At 39.6% G+C, this 20,398-nt stretch carries 10 protein-coding genes and 2 pseudogenes; 8 read left to right on the forward strand and 4 right to left on the reverse strand.

Annotation, left to right across the window (positions count from 1 at the left end; translation table 11 throughout):
- Window positions 1-35 precede the first annotated feature (35 nt).
- The 4 genes and pseudogenes from SP4011_RS04035 to SP4011_RS04050 all read right to left on the reverse strand — a co-directional run bounded on the left by SP4011_RS04035 (window position 36) and on the right by SP4011_RS04050 (window position 4,557).
- Window positions 36-1,754 carry a phospho-sugar mutase gene (locus SP4011_RS04035; RefSeq protein ID WP_338620001.1) on the reverse strand — a complete coding sequence of 573 codons (1,719 nt, stop codon included), beginning with the start codon at window positions 1,752-1,754 and terminating at the stop codon, window positions 36-38.
- A 266-nt stretch (window positions 1,755-2,020) separates the two neighbouring features.
- Entirely contained in the window at window positions 2,021-2,959 is a 939-nt protein-coding gene (locus tag SP4011_RS04040; protein ID WP_338620002.1) for an Rpn family recombination-promoting nuclease/putative transposase, read from the reverse strand.
- Window positions 2,960-3,169: 210 nt separating this feature from the next.
- Window positions 3,170-3,589: pseudogene (locus SP4011_RS04045) on the reverse strand (hypothetical protein); the annotation flags it as partial.
- A 5-nt stretch (window positions 3,590-3,594) separates the two neighbouring features.
- Window positions 3,595-4,557, reverse strand: a complete 963-nt coding sequence (locus SP4011_RS04050) for an Rpn family recombination-promoting nuclease/putative transposase (protein ID WP_338620004.1) — start codon at window positions 4,555-4,557, stop codon at window positions 3,595-3,597.
- A 443-nt stretch (window positions 4,558-5,000) separates the two neighbouring features.
- On the opposite strand from SP4011_RS04050, the gene SP4011_RS04055 reads away from it, so the two are divergent.
- The 8 genes and pseudogenes from SP4011_RS04055 to tuf all read left to right on the forward strand — a co-directional run bounded on the left by SP4011_RS04055 (window position 5,001) and on the right by tuf (window position 20,127).
- A complete protein-coding gene (locus SP4011_RS04055; RefSeq protein WP_338620006.1) occupies window positions 5,001-7,595 on the forward strand; it encodes a YSIRK-type signal peptide-containing protein in 2,595 nt (864 codons plus the stop codon).
- Window positions 7,596-7,811: 216 nt separating this feature from the next.
- A complete protein-coding gene (locus SP4011_RS04060) occupies window positions 7,812-11,516 on the forward strand; it encodes a mucin-binding protein (protein ID WP_338620007.1) in 3,705 nt (1,234 codons plus the stop codon).
- A gap of 101 nt (window positions 11,517-11,617) precedes the next feature.
- The gene (locus SP4011_RS04065) at window positions 11,618-12,103 is read left to right on the forward strand and encodes a hypothetical protein (RefSeq protein ID WP_338620008.1); all 486 of its coding nucleotides are present in this window, start codon (window positions 11,618-11,620) and stop codon (window positions 12,101-12,103) included.
- A gap of 36 nt (window positions 12,104-12,139) precedes the next feature.
- On the forward strand, window positions 12,140-15,049 hold the full coding sequence (locus SP4011_RS04070) for a G5 domain-containing protein (RefSeq protein ID WP_338620009.1): 2,910 nt from the start codon (window positions 12,140-12,142) through the stop codon (window positions 15,047-15,049).
- A gap of 401 nt (window positions 15,050-15,450) precedes the next feature.
- On the forward strand, window positions 15,451-16,362 hold the full coding sequence (locus tag SP4011_RS04075; RefSeq protein ID WP_173219335.1) for an Rpn family recombination-promoting nuclease/putative transposase: 912 nt from the start codon (window positions 15,451-15,453) through the stop codon (window positions 16,360-16,362).
- A gap of 160 nt (window positions 16,363-16,522) precedes the next feature.
- Window positions 16,523-16,763: pseudogene (locus SP4011_RS04080) on the forward strand (ATP-binding cassette domain-containing protein); the annotation flags it as partial.
- A 218-nt stretch (window positions 16,764-16,981) separates the two neighbouring features.
- On the forward strand, window positions 16,982-17,851 hold the full coding sequence (gene gla, locus SP4011_RS04085) for an aquaglyceroporin Gla (RefSeq protein WP_112444212.1): 870 nt from the start codon (window positions 16,982-16,984) through the stop codon (window positions 17,849-17,851).
- 1,079 nt (window positions 17,852-18,930) lie between these two features.
- Entirely contained in the window at window positions 18,931-20,127 is a 1,197-nt protein-coding gene (gene tuf, locus SP4011_RS04090) for an elongation factor Tu (RefSeq protein ID WP_001040724.1), read from the forward strand.
- Window positions 20,128-20,398 lie beyond the last annotated feature (271 nt).

A 20,398-nucleotide genomic window follows, 5' to 3' on the forward strand; every position in this document is an offset into this window, starting at 1 on the left:
AGATGAGATTGGTTAGTCTCATCTTTTATAGGTCTTTATTTTACAAAAGCATTGATTTCTGCTTCGATGTTAGCGATTTTAGCTTGTGATTCTTCGTTTGTTTCTCCTACAACTGCAATGTAGAACTTGATTTTTGGTTCTGTACCTGAAGGACGAACGGCAATCCATGAACCGTCAGCAAGTGTGTATTTCAACACATCACTTGGAGGAGTTGTCAAGTTTGTAACAGTTCCGTCTGCAGCAGTAGCTGTTTGAGCTTTGAAGTCTTCTACGACAGTGATAGCTGTTGCATTCCATTCTTTTGGAGCATTGTTGCGGAATTTAGCCATAATCGCTTTGATTTGTTCTGCACCATCGACACCTGAAAGGGTAACAGAGATAGTCTTTTCTGCGTAGTAGCCGTACTCTTTGTAGATTTCTTCGATACCGTCAGCAAGGGTCAAACCACGTGAACGGTAGTAGGCAGCAAGTTCAGCAACGACTAGAACGGCTTGGATAGCATCTTTATCACGTACGAATGGTTTAATCAAGTAACCGAAGCTTTCTTCAAATCCCATCATGTATGTGTGATTGTGTTGTTCTTCGAATTCTTGGATTTTTTCAGCGATAAATTTGAAACCTGTCAAAACGTTGAACATAGTTGCGCCGTAGCTTTCAGCAATCTTTGTTACCAAGTCAGTTGATACGATAGATTTACATAGGGCTGCATTTTCAGGAAGAGTTCCAGCGTTTTTGTGGGCTTCCAAGATGTATTTTGCCATGATAGCACCGATTTGGTTACCTGAAAGGTTGAGGTAGCTACCATCTTTTTGAAGAACTTCAACACCAACACGGTCAGCATCAGGGTCAGTTGCCACAAGAACATCTGCACCAACTTGACGACCAAGTTCTTCAGCAAGGGCAAAGGCTGCTTGGCTTTCTGGGTTTGGAGATTTTACAGTTGAGAAGTCTGGATCAGCAGTTGCTTGCGCTTCAACTACTTGAACAGAGTCAAATCCTGCTTGGGCAAGAGCGCGACGAGCCAACATTTCACCAGTACCATGAAGTGGTGTGTAGACAATCTTCATGTCTTTACCGAATTCTTCAATCAAGGCTGGGTTGATGTTTACGTCCTTAACTTCTTTAAGGTATTCTACGTCAACAGCTTCGCCGATAACTTCAATCAAGCCAGAAGCTTTTTCAGTTTCCACATCAGCAACTTCAACTGCAAATGGGTTTTCGATTGCACGGATATAAGTAGTCAAAGCGTCCGCATCGTGTGGAGGCATTTGTCCACCGTCTTCACCGTAAACCTTGTAACCGTTAAATGGAGCAGGGTTGTGGCTGGCTGTGACCATGATACCTGCGAAACAGTTGAGGTGACGAACTGCAAATGATAGTTCTGGAGTTGGACGAAGGCTTTCAAATACGTAAGATTTGATACCGTGTTTAGCAAGAACTGCCGCAGATTCAAAGGCAAACTCAGGTGAGAAGTGACGGCTATCGTAGGCGATTGCTACACCGCGTTCTTTTTCGTTTCCACCTTTTGACTCAATCAAACGAGCCAATCCCTCAGTAGCTTGACGAACAACATAGATGTTGATGCGGTTTGTACCAGCGCCAATCAAGCCACGCATCCCTGCAGTACCAAATTCAAGATTTGTATAGAAGGCATCCTCCTTTGTTTTTTCGTCCATATTTTCCAAATCTTGGCGAAGGTAGTCAGGAAGCTCCGCAAAATCAACCCATTTCTGGTAATTTTCTTGGTAAGACATTAACATTCTCCTTTATTTTTAAAACATTTAATCAGTTTGATTATATCATTTTTTTTAGTTTTAGTAAAACCTTATCTGCTTCGAAAATCTCTTCAAACCAGGTCAGATTGAATTTGGGGTTTATACGATGTTGAGGCTAGGAAAAATTCAATCTCAGTAAAAAAGTAAGTCTTTTTATACCCAACCTCAAAACAGTGTTTGGAGTAATCTGTGACTCGACATTTAGTTCTAAGAATGCCATCTTGACCAGATGGTTTTCTTGACCGTTATTGGTGATAATCTTCTAGCAAGGCTTCAAACTCAGACACGGTCATGCCTAATTGCTCACTCGCAACCTCAGGTGTTAGAAGACCTTGACGTACTAGATTTACTAAACCTACTTTTAATCCTTCTTCTCGTCCTTGTTCACGACCCTCTGCACGACCACGTTCAAGACCTCTCTCTAACCCTTTCTCCTCCGCTTGTTCCAAGGCATAGTCCTGTGCTAACAAGGCTTGTTCTTCACGCATACGTAGTTGACTAAACATTTTCCTGTCCTCCTCGGACCAGCTCTTGTAGTCCAGCAGTTGGTCTGCTTGGCTGATGGCTCGCTCAGGTTGCTGGGTAAAGGGTTTATTCCCGAAAAACTCCAACCACGGCTTGCGAACCTCGTCTTTGCTGGTTTCTCTGTATTTTTTAAGTTCTAAGAACGCCATCTTAACAAGATGGTTTTCTTGACCGTTACTTGTGATGGTTAAGACTTCACCTGTCGTGTCCTCTCGCATACTAAAACTGTGGAAAGCTAGATCATCTTGGAAATAATTACTATCCACAATAGCTATTGCGTAAACAGGTGCGATATGCTTGTAGCTCTGGTGAGTATCACCTTCACGCTGGCGAATTTTTTCAAGGTTTTGATTGACCTGACTGCATAGGTAAGCCCACAGGCGATTGATAAAAAAATTCTGATGATGTACCTGAATCTCAATGATAACTTGGGTTCCATTATCCAACTCCGCCAAAACATCTATACTGGTATAGAAATCCTGCGCTGAGTAGGGCAGGGAAGGCAAGACATGAATGTTACTTCCCTCCAAAATGGTCACATTTTTGGCTGGTAAATCCAGCATATCGCGAATAAATTGACAAGTGATTTCTGGATTACTAAAAATCTTTTTAGCAACCAAGTCATTAGTTGGGCTAATGCCCGGATGACGTAAGGTCATATTCTTTCTCCTTTCATTATAGCACATTTTTTAATCTAATTTGCTAGATTCTATGCTTCTATCTATTTATTCGGAAAAGAAAGGGAAAAGTTCAAACTTTCCTGAAAATAGCAATACATTAAGTAAAAAAAGATAGCCAAACTCTTTCCATCAAGAAATTTAGCTATCTTTTTTAGGTTGTTTTAAGATTGCATAACGCTTACAGATTTCTCACTTATGTTCTTCCAGCAGTGCCTCAAACTCAGCCACAGTCATGCCTAATTGCTGGCTGGCTACCTCAGAAGTCAGAAGACCTTGGCGGACCATATCTAGGAAGGCAAAAAGTTTTCCACGTTCAAGTCCTTGTTCTAAACCTTTTTCGATGCCTTGTTCAATCCCCTCTGCACGACCACGTTCCAACCCTTTTTCCTCAGCTTGTTCCAAAGCATAGTCCTGTGCTAACAAGGCTTGTTCTTCTCGCATACGTAGTTGGCTAAACATTTTCCTGTCCTCCTCGGACCAGCTCTTGTAGTCCAGCAGTTGGTCTGCTTGGCTGATGGCTCGCTCGGGTTGTTGAGTAAAGGGTTTGTTCCCAAAAAACTCCAACCACGGTTTGCGAACCTTGTCTTTGCTGGTTTCTCTGTATTTTTTAGGTCTTATTTATGATGGTCTTTCAATAATTCTTCAAACTCAGCCACAGTCATTCCTAACTGCTGACTTGCAACCTCAGCGGTTAAAAGATGCTGGCGAACCATGTCTAAGAAGGCAAAGAGTTTTCCGCGTTCAAGTCCTTGTTCTAAACCTTTTTCGATGCCTTGTTCAATACCTTCAGCTCGCCCACGCTCTAGTCCCCGCTCCAAACCCTTTTCTTCAGCTTGTTCCAAGGCATAGTCCTGCGCTAACAAGGCTTGTTCTTCGCGCATACGTAGTTGACTAAACATTTTCCTGTCCTCCTCGGACCAGCTTTTATAGTCCAGCAGTTGGTCTGCTTGGCTGATGGCTCGCTCGGGTTCTTGGGTAAAGGGTTTGTTCCCGAAAAACTCCAACCACGGCTTGCGAACCTCGTCTTTGCTGGTTTCTCTGTATTTTTTTAATTCCAAGAATGCCATCTTGACCAGATGGTTTTCTTGTCCATTGTTTGTGATGGTTAATACCTCACCTGTCGTGTCCTCGCGCATGCTGAAACTGTGGAAAGCTAGATCATCTTGGAAATAATTACTATCCACAATTGCAATAGCGTAAACAGGTGCTATGTGTTTGTAGCTTTGGTGGGTATCACCTTCACGCTGGCGAATTTTTTCAAGATTTTGATTGACCTGACTGCACAGGTAAGCCCACAGGCGATTGATGAAAAAATTCTGATGATGTACCTGAATCTCAATGATAACTTGGGTTCCATTGTCCAACTCCGCCAAGACGTCTATACTGGTATAGAAATCCTGCGCCGAGTAGGGCAGGGAAGGCAAGACGTGAATATTACTTCCCTCCAAAATGGTCACATTTTTTGCTGGCAAGTCCAGCATATCGCGGATAAATTGACAAGTGATTTCTGGATTGCTAAAGATTTTCTTAGCAACCAAATCGTTAGTTGGGCTGATGCCCGGATGACGTACAGTCATATTTCTTCTCCTTTCATTATAGCACATTTTTTAATCTAGGCTCACTAGATTCACTGCTTCTATCTATTTATTCGGAAAAAGTAGAAAAAGAGTAGAAAAAATGTCAAATTGTCTCATTTTTTAAAGAAATAAGTGTAAAAGTTAATGGAAATCTAAAAGCAAGCTGGAAAGGTCTCAAAGCACGGCGCTGAGCTTGCTGATAGGAGGAAGTAAGTCCATAAGATGCACACGACAAGGCAAGGATGATGAGGCTTCATCTTTGGTGTTGGCTTACTGATGATGGACTTCTAACCTAGCTTTGGTCTTAGTAAAAAGAGTCGTCTTTCCATTCAAAAAATTTGAAGTTTCAAGCCGACTGGTGTATAATATATTCATGAATTGTATTCTATTATATAGGAAGTAATAGGGCACAATATATATATATATATATATGGAGTGTAAGAATGAATCATCCAGAAAAACAATTAAAATACAGTATACGGAAAGTGAGTGTCGGTGCAGCTAGTGTTGTCATTGGGGCGCTCTATCTTTTGATGGGAGCTGGGATTGCTCATGCTGAGGGCGTGGAGTCAGCGAGGGAAACTGAGAGGGCAGCAAACCCGACAGATCCAGAACAGTCTGGAAATGGAAAGACAGGAAACAAGCCTGACCTCAGCAATACAGATGCAGCAGCAAATACCTATAATGCTCCCGTAGCTGCCAATCCGCTAGTAGCTCCAGAAAGTAGGAAACCTCGTACTCGTAGTAAAAGAGAATTACCTGATGGGGACGCAAGTAATCCATCGAATGGCGCTACAGGGACTGAATCAGGAGAGAACCAGCCAACAGGTGAAAATTCACCTGTACTGGATGCCAATCGTAAAGGTGAGACAGTAAAAACTGACCAACCTGGGGTACATGTACCTACAGATGGAGAAAAGGGGTCGGATGATAAGAATGCCAACTTAACATTTGATACTCCTAGTGAGAATGCTACAGTTGAGTACATGTACAAAATCATCCAAAATATGCCGGATGACTTCCAAAACAATGAGCGTTCATACTTGAGAAATATGAACACCCTTGGTGATGCACTTAGATTTGATGGAAATGGTAATGTTACTAAGGATGAAAGCGGCAAACAACTACAAGATGGTGAAATTCGTGAAATTAACGAATTCGGTGGTTGGAAAGCTATAAACGGTGGAACGTTCGCCATCGGTAAGAAAAATGCTCAAGGGTATTTCACTGGTTGGTACTATAAAAAGGGTTCAACCACAGAAAAAGAGCAAGGGGGGATGCTGGGTTCTGACGCCATGGACCGAGTCTACCTCCACGAGCAAGCCCTAGATCGTCGTTTTAATTACATGTTGATGCTTGCCAAAGGACGTACTATCGCCAATAGAACTGATACAGCACAAGATGGATCTACGTTTGAAATAAAGACAGAGAAAAGAACTGGGAATACTCTTGATAAATTACCTGTAAAAGAGAAGGAAGATATTCTCCAACATTCTCCAAATATTGAGGGATTCAATGGAATAGAAAAAACCTTCACTGCCTTTTCTACCAAATATGGAAGTCGCTTGAAAATCGACTTTGTAACAGGGTATATCTCAGACTATGAAGGGTCAAAAGGGACCTATCGTATTGTTGTTAAAGCTATTAAAAAGGATAAGAATGATACTTCAAAAGAAGTGGAAGAGACCATCTATGACCATACTATTAACAGAATTGACGGAGTAGTAGAGAATGAAGAACGCTATAGCCAGGGTGTGGATTTAAGTAGGTTTAACAAACTAATTAAAAAGTTATTGACAGATGAACACGAGAAAAAAGTTAAGCCTCTTGCAGAAGCAAGATATAAGGAGCAACATCCAGATGTAAACAAACCTAAATTTAGCGACTATAAATACCTGATGCCTATTATCACAAAAGAGCTCGCTGAAAAGGGAGATACTATAGTTGAGTTACCTATCGATAAGGACGAATTGCATGAAGTAGAAAAAAACGGAATACCATCTAATCATTTTAAAGAAGAACTTAATATCCAAACTAACTATGCAACTGTAGCCAATAAACTCCAAGGTGTATTAAAGCACATAACGGATAAAGAGGTGCAAGAAAACTCTGCAATATGGGTGGTTACTACTGAGAAAAATTCAGATGGAACAATAAAAAGTAAAGACCCAGATCGTGTCTATAAATTATTAGATTTTGTATTGCCAACTGCTAAAAAAATTATCTATCATGCAGATACTGACCAATTAGAACTCCAAACAGATCCAGATAAAGTGAAGAGTCATCGTGAAAAACTTAAGGCTGAGCTAGCAGAAAAAGAAGCTCTTTTAAAGACTACTACGACTAAGGATGAAACAGCTAAACTTAAAAAAGAAATCTCTGCCTTAAACTCAGCCCTTGGATCAACAAACGCCTACACTTACCTGGAAGCAACAAACGGTAGTAAAGAAGCAAAAATCCTTGGCTCACATATGGAAGCAACTGAACAACCTGATGAAAAGGATCTAACAGAAGCTGATTACAATAGAATAAGGACGAATGATCTTGCTGCGAAGGAAAAAGATGGTCTTCCAAAATTCACGCACTATTTTGTTGAAAAAGAAAAAGTTAGACGTTCAGATGTGCTAGCTGATGCTGAATTATCCAAAAAAATTACTGCGGAAATTGATGGTGATCAGGATAAACTAGGTAAAGGTGGATACTTCTCAACAGGGGATATTCCATTGGATAAAGATGTCGTAGCCTATAAAATACAAGTGTTTGCGGAAAATAAAAAGCGTGTCGGTGTTAATAAGCAAAGTCCAAGACTTCAATATAACTTACCTATCCTAGCCGATTTCTCAGTTATTCAAGATACCGTAGAACCGTCTAAAGAAGTAGCCAAACGAATCATTGATAAACAGGTGGAAGATAAAAAAATTCCACCAGAAGAAGGGAAAAAACTCAAAGGAAAAATCGATGAAAGTAAGAAAACATCGGAAGTTAGAAAAGCTATCTCTGGTAATGTAAAGGTCAAGTATGTCGATGAACAGGGATAAGATATACCACTATCTGAAGAAGACGCTAAAAAAGTCGGAGAAAAATCTGATAATGGTACCTACCTTGTAGAAAAAGAAGCCCTTATTGGCTCAAGCTACAATGTAACAAGTAAGAAATTACGAGGGATTAACGCAGGTGAGAAAAAATACCGCCTAAAACGCTCTCTTGATAATACTGATGGCTTATATACAAATTCAGCAGCTGTTACAGGCTCAGTGACTTCAACTGATAAGATTGTAACCTTTGTCTACGAAGAAGGGGAGCCAGCCAAGGCAAAAGCGGTTGTTCGTGTGATGAAACAACAAGATGGAGGAACAGCTGTTGAATTACCAGAACATAAGATCAACCTTGAAACAGAAGTAGGTGAAGACTTCCCATCAACAGATGTTGATGCCAAAGTTGCTGCCTTGAAAAAAGCAGGTTATGAGATTGTTAGCAATACTTTTACAGACGGAACACCTGAATCAAGAAAAGGTGATGATCAAGAAGACGTAGACGGACAAGAGCCAACGCAGTCTTATACGATTACTGTAAGAGAAAAAGTGGAAACAGTAACAGAGCCGAAAAATCCAAACGATCCAGTAGATCCAAATACAAACCCACTGAAACCGTTGGTACCAGTAGAACCAGAACATCCAGGAAAAGGATATAAAGTTCCAGATTTACCTAAAACACCAGAAACGAATACACCGATTACGTATGAAGCAGATCCGCAAAAAGCAGTAGTTAAAGTTTATAATGTCAAGGATAGTGTGGAAACTGAATTAACGAATGACAAGTTAACAATGAATGGTAAAACTGATGAAGTTATTCCTACTCAATCATTGAAAGATAAAATTGAAGAATTGAAAAAACGTGGATATATTATTGATGAAGAGCCACTAAAAAATGGAGAAAAATTTGATAGTGAAAAAGATTCAGATTCTCAAGATCCTACTCAAGTATTTAAGTTGAAAGTACATGAAAAACTTGTACCAGTAACACCGCCAACACCAGAAAAACCACTTGAACCTGGAAAACCAATTGATCCAGATGTGCCGGTAGATCCTAATACTCCTGTTGATCCAAACACACCAGTATGGACAGAGGATTTAATCAATAAAGTTAAGAACGCGGAAACTACAAAAGAAGTAACACGTACAATTAATTATGTTGACGAATCAGGAACTAAGCTAACATATACGGATAACGGTAAAGAAACAAAAGAGCCAAAAACAGATAAAGTAACCTTTACACGTGAAGCTAAGATTAACGTAGTAACAGGTGAGATTACTTATGGAGAATGGACAGCTAAAGATAATGACACAACATTCGATGAAGTAACATCACCAGTAGTAAAAGGATACATCTTAAAATCAAATCAAGACTCACAAGGTAATTTGGTATCAACAGATGGAACAAGTGTAGCAGCAAGTGAAAACTTAACAGAAGCTTCTAAAAATCAAAATGTAAATGTGGTGTACACTAAGTTAGGATCATGGGTATTAACACCGCCAACAGGTGTAACACCACCAGAAGGAACGAATTTCGATCCAAAACCATATCCAAACCATCCAGCAGATCCAACAAAACCTGGAACACCAGTATATCCTGAACCAGGACAACCAATCACACCTGGTACACCGGTAATTCCATATGTACCTGGATACACACCAAAAATTGGAGACAAACCGTTAGAACCAGTTGATCCAAACTATCCGGAAAAAGGATACAAAGTACCACCAGTACCAGAAACACCAGGTAAGGATACACCGATTACTTATGAAGGAAATCCACAAAAGATTTTAATTAAAGTAGTTAATGTAACTACAGGGGTAGAAGTGCCACTAGACAATGAAAAATTAGAATTTAACGGCAAATCAGGAGAAACGGTTAAAGAAACTGATAAAAATTCTGTTGATGCTAAGATAACTTCACTAAGAAATCGTGGATACATTGTAGATACAGTAAATCCACTAACTGCAACTACAAAATATGATACAGAGTCTGACGCTGGAAAACAAGAACCGACTCAGACATATAAATTAGTAGTAAGAGAAAAAATCTCAGCTGATAAAGAGTCTACAACTGTAACACGTACAATTAAATACGTTAAAGTTGATGTTCAAGATGGAAAAGAAGTCAGAACAGAACTTAACACGGAAAAAATCACGATGAAAGTAGATAAGGTTGAGTTTTCAAGAGATACAACAACTAATCTAACAACAGGTTTAACGGAAATTGGAACTTGGAATCATGAAAAACAAGAGTTCCCTAAAGTAGATACACCAGTTTTAGAAGGATATTTAGCAAATAAAGTGTCAGTACCTTCTAAAGAGGTAACGCCAGAATCTGATTCAATAGAAGAAGTAGTTGAATACAGAAAAATCGGTTCATGGGTGCCAAAAGTACCAGGAAAAGAAGAACCGACACCAATTCCGTATCCAAATGATCCAGATGATCCAACTAAGCCTAAAACTCCAGATTATCCAACCACTCCGCCACAACCAGGGCAACCAGTACCGAAAGTGCCAGTGATTCCATACGTTCCAGGCTATACACCTAAGACACCAAACGGAACTCCATTAGTACCTATAGATCCAGAACATCCAGAAAAAGGATATAAGGTGCCACCGGTTCCAGAAACGCCAAATGATCCTAAGATGGATACACCAATCAAGTATACACCAGATGGACAAAGAGCTATTGTCAAATTTGTTGTCATAGGCGAAGATGGAAAAGAAACGGAGCTTGTTGCTTCAAGGATGTCGCTGACAGGTAAAACTGGAGAGAAAATCCCAACAGAAAACTTTAATGATACATTGAAGAAACTAACAGGTGACCCAGTTAATAATGGTGACTACGAGTTAGTAGACAATCCTCTGAAAGATGGAGCGACATTTGACAACGTAAAAGATGAAGAAGGAAAAGATCCGTCTCAAGTCTTTGTCGTGAAGTTACGTCAAATCTATGTTATTCCACCGACACCGAGAATTGTCGAACGTCCAAGCGGTAATACTGTAGAAGTTGACGTGCCAAATAAAGATGCTGATACTTTATCTATTACATTTACAAAACGAAACAGTACTGAAAAAGAAACTATCGTTACGAAGAAAGATAAAGATGGTACGTGGAAAATTGAAAAATCTCCAGTTGGAGTGACTATCAATCCGACGAATGGTCGTGTTTACATTCCAAGTGAACAAGTTCAACCGAAGACATGGGTAGATACGCAAACAAAACATAAGTACAAACAAAGTAAGATTGTTAGTGTTATGCCGAATATTCTTGATGTACCTAAATTTGAAGGAACAACAGAATGGATTGACGTAAATGGAAATGTCTTAAGACCAACTGAAAATGGTTTACATGAAAAAGGTCGAATTGCAAATCATGTTTGGTTGGAAAGTCGTTTGGAAGGAAATAAAGTCACACATATTTTCTTTGCAGGTTCTCCATCTGTAGACAAGCCAGAATATAAAATTACAGTCTGGTTTGATAAAGATGGTAATCCACTTAAACCAGATCAACCAGGTACTCATGAAGCTGGAAATATTCCAGGATACAGATATATTACAACTGTAACGGAGGATGGTATTACGATTCATAGATTTGAAAAGATACCGCCAGTTCTTCCTAACGAACCAATTCCAGATAGACCTGAGGAGCCGAGACCACAACCAAATCCAGAGCATCCAAGTGCTCCTACTCCAAGCCCAGAACTACCAAATCAAGAGACTCCAATACCAGAGCCAACTCCTGAACCTGAAACTCCAGTGAGTCCAGACCCAGAAGTTCCGACTTATGAGACAGGTAAGAGAGAGGAGTTGCCAAACACAGGTACAGAAGCTAATGCTGGCTTAGCTGGGGCAGGATTGTTGACCTTGTTAGCAGGTCTAGGACTAGGATTCTTCAAGAAAAAAGAAGATGAATCCGAATAATATAAAAACGTTGCTTCTTGCCAAAAGTTGGATGAGTTATCTGGCTTTTGGCTCGGAGTCAACAATCTATAAACTAAAATAAATATTAAATTGAGGAAAATATGTCAAGACAATCAACTAAGAATAAGAAATATGCTTTACGTAAAATCGGAAAAGTTTTCGGTTCCTGTGTAGTGGCTACTGTCATTACCCTAGGTGGTGTTGCAATAATGGCACCAAATGTTACAGTTTATGCTTCAGATACTAGTTCAGACGAGGAACCAAATATTGGTGAATTGTCTAGTGCCACTGAGGGTTACCAAGTTTTTGTTCCTAAAGGTAAAAAATATGTAAGAAATGATGATGTGGATTATGATCCTAATGCTCAACCTAAATTGATCACAGAGGGTCATAATGGTAATAGTTTCATTTTAAAAGCAAAGCCAAATAAGAATTTGACAGAGGAAGAGATAACAGATCATTTTGAGGAAGAGGGTAATGAACTAGAAAATTTATTCAAAAAATTATATGATGACGATGGCGATGGTGAAGTTGATCCTAAGTATAAAAGAGCTGATGCTGATGCTATAAATGCAAATGCAGGTTAACCACTTGAGAATGATCCTAATTTTGTTGAACCTAAAGTGAGTGAAATTGACCCTAAGTATCCTCATCGTCTTGACTCAGGTATATATACTCCAGATAAAGATGACAGTAACCACGATGGTAAACCAGATGGGGCTAGTGGTGAAATTGATAGTGATGATAGTGTCGTAGAATCGAATAAACCCTTAACAGTAAATCCAGATGCAGAAGAAAATGTGGTAACAGAAGATGGTAATGTTGTACTATCTAAGTATTATCGTATCCATGTGAATGAAGGAGAAGATGCTGATAAAGTAGACGACGTTTACGAAATCGGAACAAAACCAAAGAAAGAAGTGGAAACAACTCCTAAAACAACTCGTTATGTAGGAGATCCTGATACTCCTTATAATACGAAAGTAACAGTTGTTGATGGTCATGATGGTTCAGTTACCAAAAAGACAACCTATGATTTGAATGAGAATACAGGTGAGGTCACTCCAAAAGAAACAGTTACTACTGTAGAGAAAGAAGACAAAGTTGTTAAAGTTGGTAATAAAGAAGTCACAACTGAAAAAATTGATATTACGACCCACTATACCGCTGATCCAAGATTAGAAAAAGATAGACAAGAAACAGATAACAATGGAACGGAAGGAACTCGTGAAATAACGAAAGTCTATGAAGTTTCACCAACAACTGGTGATTTGTCTAATCCAACAAGAACAGAGAATGTTACTGTGGCTATGGTTCCAAAAGAAGTTCGAGTCGGGAATGTTGAGAAAGAAGTGGTTGAGACTGAAATCACAACTCGTTATATTCCTGATGAAACTAAAACTCGTGATGAGCAAGAAGTGGTAACTCCAGGTTCAAAAGGGGTTCATACAAAAACTACGACTTATAGTGTTGATCCAAAAACTGGTGAGACACATACTCCTGTTGTGACAGAAGACGATACTCCAATGAAGCAAAAAGTAGTGAAAGTTGGTATCAAGCCTGTAGAAAAAACAGAGATTATTGACATTACGACTAAGTATATCCAAGACCCAGACCTAGACTATGGACAAACGGTTATTGTCAATCCAGGTTCAGAAGGAAAAATTGTAACAAGGACAACTTATACTCTAAATGAACAAGATGGAACAACTACTGAAAATCAACCAACTGTTCAAAAAACAGAAATGGTTCAAAAAGTTGTTCGTGTTGGAGTGAAACCAAAAGTTGAAGAAACTCCAATTCCATTTGAAACTACTTATGAACGTGATGACTCTATTCCAAATGGAGAAGAAAGAGAAACTGTAAAAGGTGTTGATGGAAAAACAGTCAAAAAGACAACGTATACGATGAATCCTGACACAGGTGTCGTAACACAAAATGAACCAACAACAGAAATAACTGACCCAGTGACACGTGTTGTTAAACGTGGAACTCAACCAAAAGTAGATGTAACTCCTGTCCTATCTCCTAAGAGATATGAGAAGGATCCAGATAAAGAAAAAGGACAACCAAACCAAGAAGTCCCAGGGAAACCAGGTACATCTACAACGACTACAACCTATGAAGTAGATCCAAAAACAGGTAAGGTTACAGAAAAAGTAGGCGACCCAGTTGTGGTAGAACCAACAGAAACTGTCGTCAAAGTCCCAGCGAAGGATAAAGTAGTAATAGAAAAAATTCCAGTTGTAACAGAGTATGAAGATGATCCAACTCTTGAACCAGGAAAAGAAAAAGAAGTAACACCAGGTCAACCAGGTGAAAAAACAACAACGACTACTTATACTGTAGATGGAAAAACAGGTGATATTACTGAAAAGACTACAACTCAAATTACCAAAGAAATGGTAAAAAGAATGGTTAAGAGAGGACCAAAAGAAGGAACTCCAAGTCAACCAGAACAACCAACCGCTCCTGAGGAAGCACCAGCTCAACCAGGACAGCCATCTGAGCCTGAAGACCAACCAAATCTTAAGGTAGCTCCGCCGACTATCGCTATTGTGGAAGAACCAAATAAAGCAAGCATCGAAGTAAAAGCTCCTAAAAAAGATGCAGATACAGTCAAAATTATCTATCCTAAGAGTAATGGCTCTGGTAATGAAGTTCTAACTCTTACCAAGCAACCTACTGGTGAATGGACTTTAGACAAACAACCTGAAAATGTTACATTAGACAAGAAAACAGGTACTGTAACCATTCCACGAGAATCAGTTGTCAATAAACAAAAAGTCCAAGCTCAAGCCAAGCATAAAACGAGTGGTTATACTCCGTTTGTATACGCTGCTTTATCAATCGAAGCAGCAAATCCAGAGCATCCAGTAACGCTGTGGGTAGATACAGCAGGTAAGGAGCTTAGGGAACCAGTAGATGGCAAACAACCTGCTGGCGAGATTGCAGGCTACAAGTGGCTATCAAGTCGCTTAGAAGAAGGTATTTTAACGCATACATTTGAGAAAGTAGCGAATGGAACTTCAAGTTCACCAGAAAGCTCAACTAGTCATCCAAGGACTCCATCAAGTTCGCCATCAACTTCAACGCCAGAAAAACCAAACAAAGCTGAAACTCCAGCGGTTCGTACAGTATGGCGCGATGAAAACGGAAAAGACTTGAAGGTTCCATCAGTTGATAAGCAAGAAGCAGGTGAAGTTCCAGGCTATGAATTTGTTGAGAGTCACCGTGAGGGAGATAACTTGATAGTTCATGTGTTTAGAACCAAGCAAGCTCAAACTCCTGCTCCAAAAGACCAAACTCCAAGCCCAGCACCATCTAAAGTTTCAGAACAAAAAGGTGAAGCAGTGGCTACAGCTACATCAGAAAAGACAGTAGATAGTGCAACATCTACCAAAACATCTGATAAAGCAGAATTGCCAAACACAGGTACAGAGGCTAATGCTACCTTGGCTAGCGCTGGTATCATGACCTTGTTAGCTGGTCTAGGACTAGGATTCTTCAAGAAAAAAGAAGATGAAAAATAAAGCTCTTTATCAACTGTAGCAGGTTGAGAAAAGCTAAGATTAAGAAGAGGCTGAGAAAAAAGCCTCTCAAATCAGAAAAACGCATAGTATCAGGTATTGAAAAACTTGAGACTATGCGTTTTATTGTGGGAAGATTTACTTCATTTTCTCCAGAAGTTGAGTTTTGACCCAGTCTCTTTAAATTATATGTTATCTTAAATTCAGAATAGAACATTATAACTTATAAAATATTGCTAGAAATTGATTCGACTTTACTCTCCTATTTGTTCAGAGTTTATTTCATTTTGCTATAAAGTTTGAGATTTCTTTTATTTTTTCTACTCTTTTCCGAATAAATAGATAGAAGCATCAAATCTAGTAAATTAGATTAAAAAATGTGCTATAATGAAAGGAGAACAAATATGACTGTACGTCATCCGGGCATCAGCCCAACTAACGATTTGGTTGCTAAAAAAATCTTTAGCAATCCAGAAATCACTTGTCAATTTATTCGCGATATGCTGGACTTGCCAGCCAAAAATGTAACTATTTTAGAGGGGAGCAATATTCATGTCTTGCCTTCCCTGCCGTACTCGGCTCAGGATTTCTATACCAGTATAGACGTCTTGGCGGAGTTAGATAATGGAACGCAAGTTATCATCGAAATTCAAGTTCATCATCAGAATTTTTTCATTAATCGTTTGTGGGCTTATCTATGCAGTCAAGTCAATCAAAACCTAGAAAAAATTCGCCAGCGAGAAGGTGATACCCACCAGAGCTACAAACACATCGCACCTGTTTACGCAATAGCTATTGTGGATAGTAATTATTTCCAAGATGATCTAGCTTTCCACAGTTTCAGTATGCGCGAAGACACGACAGGTGAGGTTTTAACCATCACCAATAATGGACAGGAACATCATCTAGTCAAGATGGCGTTCTTGGAATTAAGAAAATACAGAGAAACCAGCAAAGACAAGGTTCGCAAGCCGTGGTTGGAGTTTTTCGGGAATAAACCCTTTACTCAGCACCCCGAGCGAGCCATCAGCCAAGCAGACCAACTGCTGGACTACAAGAGCTGGTCCGAGGAGGACAGGAAAATGTTTAGTCAACTACGTATGCGCGAAGAACAAGCCTTGTTAGCGCAGGACTATGCTTTGGAAACCGCTAGGGCTGAGGGGGTTGAACAAGGTTTAGAACAAGGTTTAGAACAAGGTTTAGAACGTGGAAAACTTTTTGCCTTCTTAGACATGGTTCGTCAACATGTTTTAACTTCTGAATTTGCCAGCCAGCAGTTAGGAATGACTGTCGCTGAGTTTGAGTCACTCTTGTAAACGAGCGAAAATGTTTAGCTAGCTATCTTGCAAAAAAATAAGTAGAGTTTATAATCCAAATACTTTTTAATACCAAGAATAAGCAGAGCCGGTTTTTCTAGGATATTTGGGTTAAGACGATTGTCTTGAATGCCTTAGGGAAACATGCTATACTACTTGTATGATTATTTTACAAGCTAATAAAATTGAACGTTCTTTTGCAGGAGAGGTTCTTTTTGATAATATCAACCTACAGGTTGATGAACGAGATCGGATTGCCCTTGTTGGGAAAAATGGTGCAGGTAAGTCTACTCTTTTGAAGATTTTAGTTGGAGAAGAGGAGACAACTAGCGGAGAAATCAATAAGAAAAAAGATATTTCTCTGTCTTACCTAGCCCAAGATAGCCGTTTTGAGGTTGCAGATAAGACTGACGAAGTCAGCTCAAAACACCGTTTTGAGGTTGTAGATAAGACTGACGAAGTCAGTTACATATATCTGCGGCAAGGCGACGTTGACGTGGTTTGAAGAGATTTTCGAAGAGTATTATTTTTAAAAAATCTCTCCAGAAACTAGTTGCTAAATAGGGTAAAAATTGATAAAATAAGGAATGTCTAAAAAATTTTAAGGAGAATCTAGCAAATGGATTTCACATGGGCACTAAAGTATGCCACTGAATTTTTGGGAACTGCCATTTTGATCATTCTTGGGAATGGTGCAGTTGCCAACGTTGAACTTAAAGGTACGAAAGGTCACCAAAGTGGCTGGATCGTCATCGCTGTTGGTTATGGTATGGGGGTTATGATCCCAGCCTTGATGTTTGGTAACGTATCTGGGAACCACATCAACCCTGCTTTCACTCTAGGACTTGCAGTTAGCGGTCTTTTCCCTTGGGCACAAGTGGTACCTTACATTATCGCGCAAGTCTTGGGGGCTATCTTTGGTCAAGCCTTGGTTGTGGCAACACACCGCCCATTCTACTTGAAAACTGAAAACTCAAATAACATCTTGGGAACTTTCTCAACTATTTCAAGTATTGACCATGGTACAAAAGAAAGTCGCTATGCAGCAACTGTTAATGGTTTTGTAAACGAGTTTGTTGGTTCATTTGTTTTGTTCTTTGCAGCTCTTGGTTTGACTAAAAACTTCTTTGGTGCTGAAGTGCTTCAATACATGAAACAAATGGCAACACAAGCAGGACAAACAGTTGATTTTTCTGACTTGGCTATTAAAGCACAGGTGGCTCCACACACTGCTTCAGGACTTTCTGTGGCTCACTTGGCACTTGGATTCCTCGTTATGGCTTTGGTAACATCACTTGGTGGACCTACAGGACCTGCCTTGAACCCAGCTCGTGACTTGGGACCACGTCTCCTTCATGCTTTCCTTCCAAAATCAGTTCTTGGTGAGCATAAAGGCGATTCAAAATGGTGGTATTCTTGGGTACCAGTAGTAGCACCTATCGCAGCAGCAATTGCGGCAGTAGCTGTATTCAAATTCCTTTATCTCTAAGAAATAGCTCCTTTAACATTTGAGTGAGCACCATCTATAAGTAAGAGAGGATCAGATTGGTTCTCTCTTTTTGATTTTTTAGGGAAATGAAAGAAAATCGAAACACACTCCTCTCCAGCAGTGGTTTAGAAGTCTCAGTGGGCTATTCAGCTTTAATGGGCTATAGTAGCTTGCAGTTGAAATAATAGATCCTTGTTTCTAAAACATTGTGAGAAATTGGTTTGAATTCCCCAATCAAATTGTGCAGTTTTCATTCTACTATATATTATGTTATCGGAGATGGGTTCCCTATCTTGTAAATCTGCTTTATAGTGGGTTGAAGTTGGAATAGTTCGCCCTTCTTTATCAAACATTGTGAGGAATTGATTTGCCTTCCTCAACAAAATGTTCAGTTTTTATTTCATTTTACTATAAAATAAGCGATTAGGGGGCTATTTTCGACCGACGTCCTTATCGTTTTATCTGCAATCTTATACTCAATGAAAATCAAAGAGTAAACTAGGAAGCTAGCCGCAGGTTGCTCAAAGCACTGCTTTGAGGTTGTAGATAGAACTGACGAAGTCAGCTCAAAATAGTGTTTTGAGGTTGTAGAAGAAGAGGTTGGGCAAAAAACTCGACTTTAGGAGAAAATGAAGTAAATCTTCCCACAATAAAACGTATAGTAGCAAGATTTCTCAAGACCTGATACTATATGTTTTTCTGATTGCAAAGACTTTTTGACCAGTCTCAGCTATACCTACGGTAAGGCGATGCTGACGTGGTTTGAAGAGATTTTCGAAGAGTATTAAACCGATGTTGTGAGTAACTTTTACCTAGCTTCCTAGTTTACTTTTGTAGTATAAACCAGAGACTGTTTGTATTTTCAGCAAGTGAGTGGATGAATAATGCTGAAAACTCCTTGAAGGATAAATCTATTTAGTACTTTCTATTAGTTAGTTAAATTTTTACCAAGAATAATTCACAAAAACGTTGTAAAACACTTGCAATTTAGCTGAAATTTGATAAAATAGTAAGGAAAGTTAGACTGTATTGCCTACTGTCTATCTATAAAATATATTTTATTGGAGGCTTTTACTCAAATGGCAAAAGAAAAATACGATCGTAGTAAACCACACGTTAACATTGGTACTATCGGACACGTTGACCACGGTAAAACTACCCTAACTGCAGCTATCACAACTGTTTTGGCACGTCGCTTGCCTTCATCAGTTAACCAACCTAAAGACTATGCGTCTATCGATGCTGCTCCAGAAGAACGCGAACGCGGTATCACAATCAACACTGCGCACGTTGAGTACGAAACTGAAAAACGTCACTACGCTCACATCGACGCTCCAGGACACGCGGACTACGTTAAAAACATGATCACTGGTGCCGCTCAAATGGACGGAGCTATCCTTGTAGTAGCTTCAACTGACGGACCAATGCCACAAACTCGTGAGCACATCCTTCTTTCACGTCAGGTTGGTGTTAAACACCTTATCGTCTTCATGAACAAAGTTGACTTGGTTGACGACGAAGAATTGCTTGAATTGGTTGAAATGGAAATCCGTGACCTCTTGTCAGAATATGACTTCCCAGGTGATGATCTTCCAGTTATCCAAGGTTCAGCTCTTAAAGCTCTTGAAGGTGATTCTAAATACGAAGACATCGTTATGGAATTGATGAACACAGTTGATGAGTACATCCCAGAACCAGAACGTGACACTGACAAACCATTGCTTCTTCCAGTCGAAGATGTATTCTCAATCACTGGACGTGGTACAGTTGCTTCAGGACGTATCGACCGTGGTATCGTTAAAGTCAACGACGAAATCGAAATCGTTGGTATCAAAGAAGAAACTCAAAAAGCAGTTGTTACTGGTGTTGAAATGTTCCGTAAACAACTTGACGAAGGTCTTGCCGGAGATAACGTAGGTGTCCTTCTTCGTGGTGTTCAACGTGATGAAATCGAACGTGGACAAGTTATCGCTAAACCAGGTTCAATCAACCCACACACTAAATTCAAAGGTGAAGTTTACATCCTTACTAAAGAAGAAGGTGGACGTCACACTCCATTCTTCAACAACTACCGTCCACAATTCTACTTCCGTACTACTGACGTTACAGGTTCAATCGAACTTCCAGCAGGTACTGAAATGGTAATGCCTGGTGATAACGTGACAATCGACGTTGAGTTGATCCACCCAATCGCCGTAGAACAAGGTACTACATTCTCTATCCGTGAGGGTGGACGTACTGTTGGTTCAGGTATGGTTACAGAAATCGAAGCTTAATTCGATTTAGTTCCCAGAAGAACAATTATTTAAGTCAGACACTAAAAGAATCTTGCTTTGCAAGGTTCTTTTTTTCAGATATTGAACTAATACTCAATGAAAATCAAAGAGCAAACTAGGAAGTTTTAGCTGCAGGCTGCTCAAAACATGGTATTGAGGTTGTAGATAAGACTGACGAAGTCATCTCAAAACATGGTATTGAGGTTGCAGATAGAACTGACGAAGTCATCTCAAAACATGTTTTTGAGGTTGTAGATAGAACTGACGAAGT

The sequence above is a fragment of the Streptococcus parapneumoniae genome (assembly GCF_037076355.1).
Taxonomy (GTDB): domain Bacteria; phylum Bacillota; class Bacilli; order Lactobacillales; family Streptococcaceae; genus Streptococcus; species Streptococcus parapneumoniae.

Coding starts and splice junctions, on each gene's coding strand:
- SP4011_RS04035 (WP_338620001.1), bottom strand. CDS start 1,754: ATGTCTTACCAAGAAAATTACCAGAAATGGGTTGATTTTGCGGAGCTT.
- SP4011_RS04040 (WP_338620002.1), bottom strand. CDS start 2,959: ATGACCTTACGTCATCCGGGCATTAGCCCAACTAATGACTTGGTTGCT.
- SP4011_RS04050 (WP_338620004.1), bottom strand. CDS start 4,557: ATGACTGTACGTCATCCGGGCATCAGCCCAACTAACGATTTGGTTGCT.
- SP4011_RS04055 (WP_338620006.1), top strand. CDS start 5,001: ATGAATCATCCAGAAAAACAATTAAAATACAGTATACGGAAAGTGAGT.
- SP4011_RS04065 (WP_338620008.1), top strand. CDS start 11,618: ATGTCAAGACAATCAACTAAGAATAAGAAATATGCTTTACGTAAAATC.
- SP4011_RS04075 (WP_173219335.1), top strand. CDS start 15,451: ATGACTGTACGTCATCCGGGCATCAGCCCAACTAACGATTTGGTTGCT.
- gla (WP_112444212.1), top strand. CDS start 16,982: ATGGATTTCACATGGGCACTAAAGTATGCCACTGAATTTTTGGGAACT.
- tuf (WP_001040724.1), top strand. CDS start 18,931: ATGGCAAAAGAAAAATACGATCGTAGTAAACCACACGTTAACATTGGT.